Raw genomic sequence first — 12,457 nt, forward strand, 5'->3', positions numbered from 1 at the left:
GAAAAGGGATTGCTTATTTCTATTTTACAAAGAATTGTGCGATAAATAAAATAAAATGAATTAGAATCTTTTTGAACATTTTTTGTCATCTAAAATATATAATTAGGAAGCATATTGCAGTGATATAGAAACATTGACTCAAGATGTTAACAAGATATAATAAAATCTAGATATACCTTTCAAAAAGAAGAAGATATAATATAGGATAAAAATTTTTCAACCTATTATTTTTTATAGCTTTTAGAAAACGCTTACAATTAGTATGGAGGGGAAACCATGTCTAAGTTCACAAAGTATTTTTTAATGGAAGCTAACGATGTGATTGTATATGTGAAAGAGAAATTATGTGAGTTTGAGGATGCAAAGGGGTTACAGTGTAAAGAAATAGGCGATGGTAATTTAAATTATGTATTCCGCGTTTGGGATGAGCAGAAGAATATTTCTGTCATTGTAAAGCAAGCTGGGGATACAGCAAGGATTTCAGATGAGTTTAAGTTGTCGACGAATCGTATTCGTATAGAATCAGATGTTTTGCAGTTAGAGGAGGAGTTAGCACCTGGGCTTGTTCCAAAGGTATATTTGTTTGATAGTGTGATGAATTGTTGCGTAATGGAAGATTTATCAGACCACACAATATTACGTACAGCACTTATAAATCATCAAATATTTCCGAGGCTTGCTGACGATGTAACGACTTTTTTGGTAAACACACTTTTATTAACATCGGATGTTGTAATGAATCATAAAGAGAAGAAGGAGCTTGTAAAAAACTATATAAATCCTGAATTATGTGAGATTACAGAAGACCTCGTATACGCTGAGCCATTTACAAATCATAATAAGCGTAACGAGTTATTTCCGCTAAATGAAGGATGGATTAGAGAGCATATTTATAGTGATAAAGAGCTTCGTATGGAAGTAGCAAAACGTAAGTTTTCTTTTATGACGAATGCACAGGCACTTATTCATGGTGATCTGCATACTGGTTCCGTTTTTGTGAAAAATGATTCCACGAAGATTATTGATCCTGAGTTTGCCTTTTATGGACCGATGGGATATGACGTTGGGAATGTAATGGCGAATTTAATGTTTGCTTGGGTGAATGCAGATGCGACTATGAAGCCTGGGGCTGAGAAAGATGCGTATATGGGTTGGCTACAATCGACAATGGTAGAGGTAATTGATTTATTTAAGAAGAAGTTTTTAAATGCTTGGAATATTCATGTGACCGAGATTATGGCGAAGGAAGAAGGCTTTAACGAAGTATATTTACAATCTGTATTAGAGGATACAGCTGCAGTGACGGGCCTTGAGTTAATTCGTCGTATTGTTGGGCTAGCGAAAGTAAAGGATATTACTTGTATCGAGAATGAGGAAGCACGTGCCAGAGCAGAACGTATTTGTCTTCAAGTAGCGAAGAAATTTATTTTACGGGCTAATCAATATAAAACAGGCACAAGTTTTGTAGAAACGTTAAAAGAACAGTCAATGCACTACGCGAAGTAAGGGGAGAAGATGATGGAAGAGCAATTAATACCCATTCAGTGGAAAGATGATTCTTTAGTTTTATTAGATCAAACATTATTACCGAATGAGGTTGTCTATGAATCTTTCAAGACAGCTGAAAGCGTGTGGGATGCCATTCAAGTAATGAAAGTAAGAGGAGCACCAGCGATTGGTGTTTCGGCAGCGTATGGTGTGTGTTTAGGAATAAAGGAAGTTATTCAAAGTAAGATGGAAGACTTTATAGAGGAAGTCAAAAAGGTATGTGCATATTTGGCAACATCAAGGCCAACAGCAGTAAATTTATTTTGGGCACTTGAAAGAATGGAGACAGTCGCGACAGAGAACTCACATTTATCAATCGGCCAGTTGAAAGATAGATTACTAGAAGAGGCAAAAGAGATTCATAGAGAAGATGAAGAAATTAACCGTCAAATCGGAGAACATGCATTAACGTTATTCCATGATGGAATGGGAGTGTTAACACATTGTAATGCTGGTGCGTTAGCGACGACTAAGTATGGGACTGCGACAGCTCCAATGTACTTAGCGAAAGAAAAAGGATGGGACTTAAAAATCTTTTCGGATGAAACACGTCCTAGATTACAAGGTTCAACGTTAACAGCATTAGAACTACAGCGAGCGGGGATTGATGTTACTGTCATTACGGATAATATGGCAGCTATGGTCATGTCACAAGGGAAGATTGAGGCGGTAATCGTTGGGTGCGACCGTGTGGCAGCAAACGGTGATGTAGCAAATAAAATTGGGACATTAGGCGTATCTATTTTAGCAAAATACTACAACATTCCGTTTTATGTAGCAGCACCAACACCGACAATCGACTTAAAAACAAAGGCAGGAAAAGAAATTCCAATCGAGGAAAGAGATGCTTCTGAAGTGATTAATCGCTTCGGACAATATTCTGCTCCGAAAGAAAGTAAAGTATATAATCCGGCATTTGATGTCACACCACATGAAAATGTAACAGCGATTATTACGGAAAAAGGGATTGTAAAAGCACCGTTTACGGAGAACTTAAAAAAGCTATTTCAATAAGTAGATAGATTTAAAAAGTCAGTCATCATAAGCTTCATACTTAGGGGGATGTATATGTTATTACAAAAAGAAAGAGAAGAAATTGTAGCGTATGGAAAGAAAATGATTTCTAGCGGTTTAACAAAGGGGACAGGCGGCAATATTAGTATTTTCAATCGTGAACAAGGTCTTGTTGCGATTAGCCCAAGTGGTTTAGAGTATTATGAAACAAAACCTGAAGATGTAGTTATATTAAACTTAGATGGTGAAGTGGTAGAGGGAGAGAGAAAACCGTCAAGCGAGCTCGATATGCACCTTATATATTATAGAAATCGTGAAGATATAAATGCGCTTGTGCATACACATTCACCTTATGCGAAGACCATTGCATCATTAGGGTGGGAGCTTCCTGCTGTATCATATTTAATTGCTTTCGCAGGCCCGAATGTACGCTGTGCACCGTATGAAACATTTGGTACGAAGCAATTAGCAGATGCTGCTTTTGAAGGCATGATTGATCGCCGTGCCGTTTTACTTGAGAACCACGGTTTAATTGCAGGTGCAAATAACATAAAAATGGCGTTTACTGTTGCAGAAGAAATTGAGTTTTGTGCGCAAATTTATTATCAAACGAAAAGCGTTGGAGAGCCGAAGCTATTGCCAGAAGATGAGATGGCGAATTTGGCGAAGAAGTTTGAAGGGTATGGGCAGCAGTAAATGAAGAAACACCCTCAAGATTTCACTCTTGAGGGTGTTTCTATGCCTTCTTAAGCAACAAATACATAAAGTAAGGAGCACCAATTAAAGCAACGACAATACCTGCGGGGATGCCATTAGGATCAACGATGTTTCGTCCGATTGTGTCTGCTAATAGCAATAGCCATCCGCCGATTAAAACGGCGATAGGCATGAAAATTTGATGTCTTGGACCTACTAAAGATTTCGCGATATGAGGAGCCATTAGTCCGATAAAGCTAATTCCTCCTGTTACGGAAACAGCTGCAGCTGCAAGCGCAACGGCTGCAACTAATAAGTATCTGCGTTCTTTTTCAATTTCAATTCCAACACCGATTGCGACTGGCTCGTTTAATGCTAGAATGTTTAATCGATTTGCTTTATAGAAAACGAACGGAATTAATACGATTAACCATGGGAGCATTGCTAAAACGAAGATCCAGTCATCTCCCCAAATATTTCCGGCAATCCATTTTGAAATAAAGTCCACTTTCATACGATCAGCGGATGAAATAAGGACAATCATCATTCCAGATAGTGCAAATGCAAAACCGATACCAGTTAATGTTAATCGTATTGGCTGAAGTCCAGTTGATTTACTATATGAAAATACGTAAATTAGAACAGCTGTCAGAAAAGCCCCGATAAATCCAACGACAGGTAGTAAATAAAGGAATGAACCTACATCTATTGGAAAGTATAAAAAGAAAATAGCAACAGCAACACCGGCCCCAGAGTTGATTCCGAGAATACCAGGTTCAGCTAAATCATTTCGAGTAATTCCTTGCAGAATAGCCCCTGATAAAGCGAGAGCCATACCAGCTAATAATGTAATAACAATTCTAGGTAGTCTTAAAGAGTATAAAACAAACTCCTCTTTAAAAGTCCCCTGTCCCATTAATGTTGGGAGTAGTCGATCATAAGATAAAGATGCTGAACCAAGTCCCATTCCAACTACAATGGTGGTGATGGTCAGTATTAGTAAAGCGAGTATAATAAGACGTTGTTTTCTTAGAATAGATTGCATCATGAGAATGTTTTTCCTCCTTTACGTACAACGAATAGGAAGAATGGCAGCCCTACAATTGCGACAATAGCGGCAACTGGTGTTTCGTATGGAGCGTTAATAGTACGTCCGATTGTATCTGCAAGTAGCATAAAGGAAGCTCCAGCAATTGCTGACATCGGTATAACAAATCGGTAATCTGGACCGACAATTGGGCGTACCATGTGAGGTACCATTAAACCGATAAATGCCATATTTCCGACAAGCGCTACAGAAGCACCAGCAAGTAAGATAATAATGATAAATAGAATGGTTTTAATAACAATAATTTTTTGACCTAGTCCAATAGCCACTTCTTCACTGAAACTAAGAACTGTCAATTTTTTTGCTAGTAAGATAGCGATAAAGATACTAATTGAAATGACTGGAATAATAATTTTTAATTGGCTCCAAGTAGTTCCAATTACGCCCCCAGCAGTCCAAAGTGATACATCTTGTGAAATTTTGAAGTAAATGCCGACTCCTTCTGAAATTGCGAGTAGAAATGCTGAAACGGCAGCACCGGCTAATACAATTCGAAGAGGGGATAGCCCGCCTTTTTTCACCATACTAATTCCAAATACCATAATTGCGCCAATTGCAGCACCAATAAAGCAAGCAAATGTTAAGTAAAGATAGCTGATGGAAGGATTGAAAGCAAGTGTCAGTGCAAGCGCAGCATTTGCTCCACCAGATAGCCCTAATAATCCAGGATCTGCAAGTGGATTTCGTGTTAATCCTTGCATAATTGCTCCAGAAACAGCAAGTCCAGCTCCTACAAAAATAGCAGCAACTTCACGTGGCAAACGTATTTCGCGAATAATAGATATTTTGTCCCCTTTAGCGGAGGAAGTAAGTGCTAACCATACGTCTTTTATTGAAGTATCTGCAGCACCTAATACCATTGCTACCATAAAAATAAGAAAGAATGCAATTATGCTCAAAATTAGTTTGTATGTAAAAGCTATAGAACGTGGATTGTCGTGATCTTTTGTCATTCGTTTCACATCTTTTCTGTTCATAGAATAAAGGAAGAGGAATTCTTAAATTAAGAATTCCTCATGTTTGTATTATTTACCAAGAAAGCTCTTCTTGAAGAAGTCTAGTTGGAAATCTAATGTAAGTGGATCATTGAAATAGAATTCCATCATGTTTGCTTCGTATACGCGATTATTTTTTACTGCTGGGATGTTTTTATATGATTCTGTCTCTTGGAATGAGTTATCAGTATCTTTGTTTTTACTTACGATTAAGTAATCACCAGCAAACTCAGGTAATACTTCAGTAGATAATGCGTAGTAACCTTCTTTTAATGCTTTTTCTTTTACTTTTTCAGGCATTTTTAATTTCATTTCTTGGTATAGAATTTCTGTTCCGCGGCCCCAGTTTTCGCCGTATACATAAAGCTGTTTGTTGAAGTTTTCTACAACAGAAACTGTTGCATCTTCACCGATTTTTGCTTTAATTTCTTTACCAGCGTCCTGTGCACGTTTCTTGAAGTCATCAACCCAAGTTTTTGCTTCTTTTTCTTTGTTTAATAATTTACCGATTTCTAAATGCTGTGTTAAGTAATCAACTTTTCCGTAAGTGTACGTTACAGTAGGAGCGATCTTCTTTAACTTATCAACATTTTTAATATTTGATAAACCAATGATTAAATCTGGATTTAGTTCAGCGATTTTTTCAACGTTTTCATCTGATACTTCAGCAACATCTTTAAGTTTGCTATCAAAGCGTGGGTTTTGTTTAGACCATGAATCTACCCCAACAAGATTTACATCTAATGACATTACGTTACCAGCGAATGATGATAAAACAACAACACGTTTTGGATTTGCAGGAACTTCTACTTTACCATTTTCAGATTGGTATGTAATTGTTTCTGATTTACTACCTTTTGCATCGTTCTTTTTGTCTGTAGAGCCATTGCTACAAGCGCTCATAACAAGAACGAAAAGAACTGTTAGTGAAATAAATAACTTTTTCATTGTCTTTCTCCTTTAACATAGATGATATTTGTATATAATAATTTGTTTAACTGCAATCTTTTTGAAAGAGTAGTGGTAATGCAAAATGCTTATTAAAAATCTTGAATATGAGATTCTACAATATAGTATTAACCATATTAATAAAAGAAGATGTAATCTCAAATTTACTAATTATTAACAAAATGATAATGATTATCACTATTGATCCTTTAAATAATATAATTTTATATAGGTGTATTGTCAATAGTAATTTTGATTGTAAATTTTGCGGAAACAGGTTATATTTTATTGAGAATGATAATCAATAACTAGTAGCTGAGGAGTGACACGAATGAATCAAGAAGAATTGTTTGATGTAACTGTGATAGGCGGAGGGCCTGCAGGGCTTTATTCAGCTTTTTATAGTGGACTCAGAGAGATGAAAACGAAAATAATAGAATTTCAACCACAGTTAGGTGGAAAAATACATGTTTATCCAGAGAAGATGATTTGGGATGTAGGAGGGCTGCTGCCAGTTACAGGTGATAAATTAATTGAACAACTTGTACAGCAAGGGCTAACATTTAAGCCAGAAGTGGTATTAAATACAAAAGTAGAATCGATTATTCGTAACGAAGATGGCACTTTTACGTTAAAAGCAAGCACTGGAGAAGAACATTTTTCAAAAACAGTTATCGTCGCAACTGGAAGTGGTATATTGAAACCTCAAAAGTTATCAATTGAAGGTGCTGAGCGATTTGAAGTATCTAATTTAAATTATACAGTGAAATCTTTAAAGCGTTTCAAAGGTAAGACGGTCATTATTTCCGGCGGAGGAAATTCTGCTGTTGATTGGGCAAATGAATTAGAACCAATTGCGAAAAAAGTGTATGTAACATATAGAAAAGAAGAATTATCTGGTCATGAAGCACAAGTAAAACAACTGCTGAACAGCTCGGCGGAGTGTTTCTTTAATACATCGATTACAAAACTCATTGCTGGTGATAATCATGAAGCGATCGAATATGTAGAATTAACGAATCATGAAACAAGTGAAATTTCACATTTACCTATTGATGAAGTGATTATTAACCATGGATATGAACGTGACATTACGTTATTAGAAAATAGTGAGTTAGACGTTGCAATTATAGATAATTATTATATTGCAGGTAATGCGAATAGTGAGTCCTCTGTAGATGGATTATATGCTGCGGGAGATATTTTAAAGCACGAAGGGAAATTACACTTAATTGCGGGAGCATTCCAAGATGCTGGAAATGCTGTAAATAAAGCGAAACAATTTATTCAACCTGATGCAAGTGAGTACGGAATGGTTTCTTCGCATAATGAAGTATTTAAGAAGAGAAATCGTGAATTGATCAAGCAGATGATGAAATAATAAAGTTAAACTGTAATCAGTGGGGCTATTCCCAGCTGAGTATGGCCGCGCACTAATAGCGGGATAAAGAAACAAGTAACCCCCATTTACTTCTCTTCTCGAGTGACGAGAGAGGTAAATGGGGGTTTTCCTGTTTACTATATTTTCAATCATTGTAATGACACCGGTTTCATCAGTTCATGTGATATGAACGTTTTATTTGTAAATCTTCCTAGAAAACAATGAATCTATGTTTTACTGCCGCAGAACAGTATTACATTATGCTGTCCCTTTAGCTCGTTCGTTAGGAAATGGCATATTTAATATAGAGGCAATGTACTGTTTTCCATGCATTCGAGCTAATGATTCTAATATTTGACGGACGCGTTTTGTAAGATGTCCTTGTTCCTTTATAGCTTCACAATATGCGTCATAGAAAGCGTATTTAGCCCAAAGGAAATCATCTTGTTGGAATAAAAAATGATTTTTGTACCATTCCCCAATTGTATGGTAACAATTGTTTTCATGTATTGCTGCGCTTTGAGAAAGAATACGATCAGATAAAGATGTAGTTAAATGAGAAATTGTGTTTTCTGTTTCAAATTGTAATGTTTTTTCTAACATTGTAATGATGTGACGAGTAGCCATATGTTAACTCTCCTTTGTGTAAATGGGTAATACCATTCTATATTTAAAAAATCCTTACTATATTATTATACAATATATGGAATGCATCCACCTTCTTTTTAAATTGCATTTACAAAATCTTTTTTATTTGTTTACAAAAATAAAGTAAGATACAGTATATATGAAAAAAATAATAAAGGAATGAACGCGTTGTATATAACAGTAGAAGAAGCTGCGGAGTATTTGAATTTACCAAAGTCGTATATTGAAGAGCTAATTCAGCAAAAGAAAATTCGTGCACTATTTGATGGAGAGCAATATTTATTAAATAAAGAACAATTCAATACACATTTAGAACAAATGGAGAAATATAAGCAATTAGTGGAAGATATATTGAACGAACCAATTCCAGAAGATATGGATGTTAAAGACGAAGATTAAACTATGGGAAATCCCGTATGAAGATATGCAGAAATGTATCTTCATACGGGATTTTTTGTTTAAAGATATTAAAAGCCTAAGGAGCGTTTAGCATTTCTTCGAATTTTGATAGGTAGTAGTCTACCATGTTAAAAGCATATTTTTTTCTAGCTAGGACAAACATAGAGAACGTAACCTGTACAGATACATATACTATCAGTGCAAATGCTTATAAATTAATGGAAGGGGTTTTCTCGTGAGTTTATTTCATTGTGATTTTTTGAAAGACTTAATTGGATCTTTTGTGAGAGTAAACAGGGGTGGTCCAGAATCTCAAAAAGGAACAATAATATCAGTATGTCCGGACTACTTCGTATTGCAGAATGAAAAAGGTGAGCTTTATTACTATCAACTTAGTCATCTAAAAAGTATTACAAAAAATGCGAAAGACTGTGGATCAAGTGATTGCGATTGGGAAGATTGTGCATGTGCAGAAGACTTTGAAGCACTACTTCAAAGCTTCAAATATTGCTGGGTGAAAATTAATCGCGGTGGTCCAGAGAAAGTAGAAGGCATCTTACAAGATGTTTCGTGTGATTTCGTGACATTGATCGTAAAAGAAGAAATTATATTAGTTGCAATAAAGCATATTAAAAGCGTTAACTATAATGCATTAGCATGCGGAGAGAGCGATGAGAGCGACGATAGTAGTAGTAAGGAAAGTAGTAGCAATAATTCAGGTCGCGCTCGTGCGCAAAGACAATCAAGTAGAGGAAGATAATAAGAAAGGGGGATACGAAATTGGAGAATGTATTATGCTGTGAGCAAATTAAGTGTTTAGTCGGTGAGACTGTAAAAGTAAATCTTCGTGGACCAGAGAGTCGAGTGGGGGTACTTGTATCGTTAGGAAGAGATTACCTTACATTACAACTTCCTCTTGGTGAATTAGTATATTACCAACTAAAGCATGTGAAGAGTCTAGTTAAGAAAGTGAAAGAAAGTAAATGTGGCGATTGCTATGTTTCAAGTTTCTGCTCTGATGATGATACTTTTGTCGATGTATTACGTGACTTGAAGTATAAGTGGGTAAAGATTAATCGTGGCGGTCCAGAATGTGTAGAAGGTTTGTTAAGTGAGGTACACCATGACTGTATTACACTAGTAAACTGCGATGAAGTTATTTATGTAATTAAGTCTCATATTAAGAGTGTGAGCCAAGTAGTGAAATGTAAAAAGAATGAAGAAGAATAATGTTTGATAAATAAGAGGGGCATTATGGTTGAAGGTGAAGAACGATTTCTTATTTCGGATAGTATGAAAAGGAAGTCTTTACTATTAAGACGGAACATTGCCCCTGATTATTTTTTTGAATGGAGAATAGGAAAGCAAAAAATTTATAGGAAGGAGGATATAGATGAATGAGTTAAACAAAAGTATTGGAGAAAATATATATGTTAAACTAATCGGTGAAAAAAGATTTAAAGGTGTATTAATAGACGTAGGAAATGATATTGTTGTTCTTTACAATGGACAAGACTACGTATATATATCTTTATACCATGTACAATATTATAAATTTTTAAGACCATATGATGAGGAAATATCAAAACCAGATGTTGACTCTGTAATTAAGAGGGAATCGCCTTCTATTTCTTTAAGAAAAGTATTAAGCACTTCTAAAGGGATTTTTACAGAGGTTTATGTAGCAGGAAATGCTCCAATACATGGTTATGTTACAAGTGTAATGAACGATTATATTGTTTTTTATAGCCCAGTTTATAAAACAGTATATATATCTTTAAAGCATTTGAAATGGTTAATTCCGTATAAAGAAAACCAAGTCCCGTACGCCCTCAATAAAAATGAACTCCCCGTGAATCCATTAAATATTACGTTAGCTAGAACATTCGAAGAACAGCTTATTAAAATGTCCGGCAAAATCATGGTGTTCGATTTAGGTGAGGAATCTAATAAAATCGGAAAGATGGCAAAGATTGATGAAGGGCATATTGAAATATTAAAAGCACGTGATGCAAAAATGTATGTGAATATTCAACATGTGAAATCTGTCCATTGTCCGTAATCTAGTTGAAAGGGCTGGCTTTTTCTTTTATATGCAGAAGAAAAGGTCGAGCCTATTTGTTTAGCTCGATTTGAATATGAGAGGGAAAATGAATTGAATATAAATGTGTTAGTGTGACCTTTGAAGAGGAAATCTTGTGCAAAATTATAAAAAATATGTACGAGCCATTTTTTATATATTCAATTTATTTTTTTGTGGGAGAACTGCTCAACTAATATATTAAAGGGGTTTTGTTTGTGGAGCAGTTTCCAAATTCGTTATCGATTACATTACTTGGTAGTGCTGGTGGAGCAGCAAAAGCAGTTTTAGCAATTTTAAATCAAGCGATAGCAAATGAAAAAGACCCGATTTATGAAGCGATAAAGAATGTTACATTTCATTTGGTTGACATAAAACAAAAAGATAGGGCTTATTATGGTGAGTTGTTTCCAAATTTGAAAGATCAATTGTTTTTATATGAAATTGACCTTCAAGATGTAGTGAAATTCAAACAACATTTGAAAGAAAAAAGCACGGGTGTTGTTATTGATGTTTCGGGGGCAGATACAATCAGAGTATTAAGTTGTTGTAATGAACTTGGAATTTGTTATATTAATTCAGCTTTGGAAAATGAGGAAGTAGATCAGGACGATAGTTTAATCGGTTTTCAGCTTACGGAAAGATATACGAGGTTTGAGAAGGAGAAAGAGAAATTTACAAATACAAAAGCAATTATAGGCTCAGGTATGAATCCAGGTGTTGTTCAATGGATGGTTGTTGAACTTATGAAGGAACGTCCAAAGGAAAAGCCAAGAGCATGTTATATAGTAGAACATGATACGTCATTTTTAAATGATACAGCACTTATAAAGCCTCATACACTTTATGCTTCATGGGCAGTAGAGCGATTTCTAGATGAAGCGATATGGAGTTATCCGATGTATATGAGTCATCATCGTCCTCTTTATTTTTATGAAGATGTATATGCTTCAGAGTATAAAGTAAAGTTAGGAGAGAAAGAGTTTTATGGCTGTTTAATGCCACATGAGGAAGTTTTAATTTTAGGAAAAAACTTCAATATGGAAGTGGGTTTTCTTTACCGAATTAATGAGTATACGACTAATGTAATTAGACAGAACTTAGATCAAGTAGAAGATTTATGGAGTTGGAATCGTAAAGTATTTAATCCAGCCGAAGAAGAGATTGCGGGCGAGGATCTAGTAGGTGTATTACTCGTTTATGAAAATAGTGAGACATATATGTATAACGTGATGAATAGCAGTCAAGTTTTTCGTAAATATAAAACGAATGCGACTTACTTCCAAGTAGGGTGCGGAATTTATGCTGGCTTGTGTAGTTTACTGTTCGATAACTTTAAACAAGGTGCCTATTATGTAGAGGAATTATTATTAAATACAGAGAGTAAGTACGGAGAATATTTGAATTTATATATGAAGGATTTTGTAGTGGGCGGAAATGACTTTACGGATGGATTGCTACATGATCGGGTAAGATGGATATAAGTTGTGACGAAAAGGAAGGGGAAATCTCCTTCCTTTTCGTATGATAAGGTTACATCTTACCCTGAAAGCAATTTCATACTTATAATTTAAGGAGATAATATGTAGAGCTTTTGTATTGAGTATGAGGAGTATTTATATGAACAAATTTAAAAGCTT

Annotated in this window: 13 protein-coding genes; 9 read left to right on the plus strand and 4 right to left on the minus strand. The window is 35.3% G+C overall.

Annotated elements, in window-relative coordinates:
• The first annotated feature begins 276 nt into the window (after nucleotides 1–276).
• Genes mtnK through DM800_RS16425 form a run of 3 tightly spaced genes read left to right on the plus strand, consistent with a single transcriptional unit; the run spans nucleotide 277 to nucleotide 3,258 of the window.
• Nucleotides 277–1,506, plus strand: a complete 1,230-nt coding sequence (gene mtnK / locus DM800_RS16415; RefSeq protein ID WP_088061569.1) for an S-methyl-5-thioribose kinase — start codon at nucleotides 277–279, stop codon at nucleotides 1,504–1,506.
• Nucleotides 1,507–1,518: 12 nt separating this feature from the next.
• On the plus strand, nucleotides 1,519–2,562 hold the full coding sequence (gene mtnA, locus DM800_RS16420) for an S-methyl-5-thioribose-1-phosphate isomerase (RefSeq protein ID WP_147787209.1): 1,044 nt from the start codon (nucleotides 1,519–1,521) through the stop codon (nucleotides 2,560–2,562).
• 54 nt (nucleotides 2,563–2,616) lie between these two features.
• Nucleotides 2,617–3,258, plus strand: coding sequence for an L-fuculose-phosphate aldolase (locus DM800_RS16425; protein WP_000926561.1), 642 nt, complete (start codon nucleotides 2,617–2,619; stop codon nucleotides 3,256–3,258).
• A 40-nt stretch (nucleotides 3,259–3,298) separates the two neighbouring features.
• On the opposite strand, the gene DM800_RS16430 is transcribed toward DM800_RS16425, so the two are convergent.
• From DM800_RS16430 to DM800_RS16440, 3 genes are read right to left on the minus strand one after another with little or no spacing between them, the layout of a single operon-like run.
• Nucleotides 3,299–4,306 carry a FecCD family ABC transporter permease gene (locus DM800_RS16430; protein ID WP_088061572.1) on the minus strand — a complete coding sequence of 336 codons (1,008 nt, stop codon included), beginning with the start codon at nucleotides 4,304–4,306 and terminating at the stop codon, nucleotides 3,299–3,301.
• The gene (locus DM800_RS16435; protein WP_147787210.1) at nucleotides 4,303–5,343 is read right to left on the minus strand and encodes a FecCD family ABC transporter permease; all 1,041 of its coding nucleotides are present in this window, start codon (nucleotides 5,341–5,343) and stop codon (nucleotides 4,303–4,305) included. The genes DM800_RS16430 and DM800_RS16435 overlap by 4 nt, the downstream gene beginning before the upstream one ends.
• Nucleotides 5,344–5,391: 48 nt before the next feature.
• Complete coding sequence (locus tag DM800_RS16440; protein WP_000732569.1) at nucleotides 5,392–6,309, minus strand: iron-hydroxamate ABC transporter substrate-binding protein; 918 nt, start codon at nucleotides 6,307–6,309, stop codon at nucleotides 5,392–5,394.
• Nucleotides 6,310–6,640: 331 nt separating this feature from the next.
• Here DM800_RS16440 and DM800_RS16450 point away from each other — a divergent pair, with 331 nt between their 5' ends.
• On the plus strand, nucleotides 6,641–7,690 hold the full coding sequence (locus DM800_RS16450) for an NAD(P)/FAD-dependent oxidoreductase (RefSeq protein WP_001070939.1): 1,050 nt from the start codon (nucleotides 6,641–6,643) through the stop codon (nucleotides 7,688–7,690).
• 258 nt (nucleotides 7,691–7,948) lie between these two features.
• On the opposite strand, the gene DM800_RS16460 is transcribed toward DM800_RS16450, so the two are convergent.
• Complete coding sequence (locus tag DM800_RS16460) at nucleotides 7,949–8,317, minus strand: hypothetical protein (protein WP_046953739.1); 369 nt, start codon at nucleotides 8,315–8,317, stop codon at nucleotides 7,949–7,951.
• A 180-nt stretch (nucleotides 8,318–8,497) separates the two neighbouring features.
• On the opposite strand from DM800_RS16460, the gene DM800_RS16465 reads away from it, so the two are divergent.
• From DM800_RS16465 to DM800_RS16485, 5 genes are all read left to right on the plus strand, one after another.
• On the plus strand, nucleotides 8,498–8,737 hold the full coding sequence (locus DM800_RS16465) for a helix-turn-helix domain-containing protein (protein ID WP_002006755.1): 240 nt from the start codon (nucleotides 8,498–8,500) through the stop codon (nucleotides 8,735–8,737).
• A 235-nt stretch (nucleotides 8,738–8,972) separates the two neighbouring features.
• Nucleotides 8,973–9,497 (plus strand): spore coat protein, encoded by a 525-nt coding sequence (locus DM800_RS16470; RefSeq protein WP_088061576.1) that lies wholly within the window; start codon nucleotides 8,973–8,975, stop codon nucleotides 9,495–9,497.
• A 20-nt stretch (nucleotides 9,498–9,517) separates the two neighbouring features.
• Nucleotides 9,518–9,967, plus strand: a complete 450-nt coding sequence (locus DM800_RS16475; RefSeq protein WP_147787212.1) for a spore coat protein — start codon at nucleotides 9,518–9,520, stop codon at nucleotides 9,965–9,967.
• Between the two features lie 163 nt (nucleotides 9,968–10,130).
• Entirely contained in the window at nucleotides 10,131–10,799 is a 669-nt protein-coding gene (locus DM800_RS16480; RefSeq protein ID WP_001004279.1) for an LSm family protein, read from the plus strand.
• A gap of 236 nt (nucleotides 10,800–11,035) precedes the next feature.
• Nucleotides 11,036–12,301: an S-adenosylmethionine decarboxylase related protein gene (locus DM800_RS16485; protein ID WP_147787213.1), complete on the plus strand. Its 1,266-nt coding sequence runs from the start codon at nucleotides 11,036–11,038 to the stop codon at nucleotides 12,299–12,301.
• Nucleotides 12,302–12,457: the final 156 nt, after the last annotated feature.

The organism is Bacillus sp. AY18-3 (genome assembly GCF_008042305.1).
In the GTDB taxonomy this organism is placed as follows: Bacteria; Bacillota; Bacilli; order Bacillales; family Bacillaceae_G; genus Bacillus_A; species Bacillus_A wiedmannii.

Bases quoted from the DNA above. Each gene is read 5' to 3' on its own strand.
- mtnA (WP_147787209.1), top strand. From the start codon at position 1,519: ATGGAAGAGCAATTAATACCCATTCAGTGGAAAGATGATTCTTTAGTT.
- DM800_RS16460 (WP_046953739.1), bottom strand. From the start codon at position 8,317: ATGGCTACTCGTCACATCATTACAATGTTAGAAAAAACATTACAATTT.
- DM800_RS16430 (WP_088061572.1), bottom strand. From the start codon at position 4,306: ATGATGCAATCTATTCTAAGAAAACAACGTCTTATTATACTCGCTTTA.
- DM800_RS16425 (WP_000926561.1), top strand. From the start codon at position 2,617: ATGTTATTACAAAAAGAAAGAGAAGAAATTGTAGCGTATGGAAAGAAA.
- DM800_RS16440 (WP_000732569.1), bottom strand. From the start codon at position 6,309: ATGAAAAAGTTATTTATTTCACTAACAGTTCTTTTCGTTCTTGTTATG.
- DM800_RS16435 (WP_147787210.1), bottom strand. From the start codon at position 5,343: ATGAACAGAAAAGATGTGAAACGAATGACAAAAGATCACGACAATCCA.
- DM800_RS16480 (WP_001004279.1), top strand. From the start codon at position 10,131: ATGAATGAGTTAAACAAAAGTATTGGAGAAAATATATATGTTAAACTA.
- DM800_RS16450 (WP_001070939.1), top strand. From the start codon at position 6,641: ATGAATCAAGAAGAATTGTTTGATGTAACTGTGATAGGCGGAGGGCCT.
- DM800_RS16465 (WP_002006755.1), top strand. From the start codon at position 8,498: ATGAACGCGTTGTATATAACAGTAGAAGAAGCTGCGGAGTATTTGAAT.
- mtnK (WP_088061569.1), top strand. From the start codon at position 277: ATGTCTAAGTTCACAAAGTATTTTTTAATGGAAGCTAACGATGTGATT.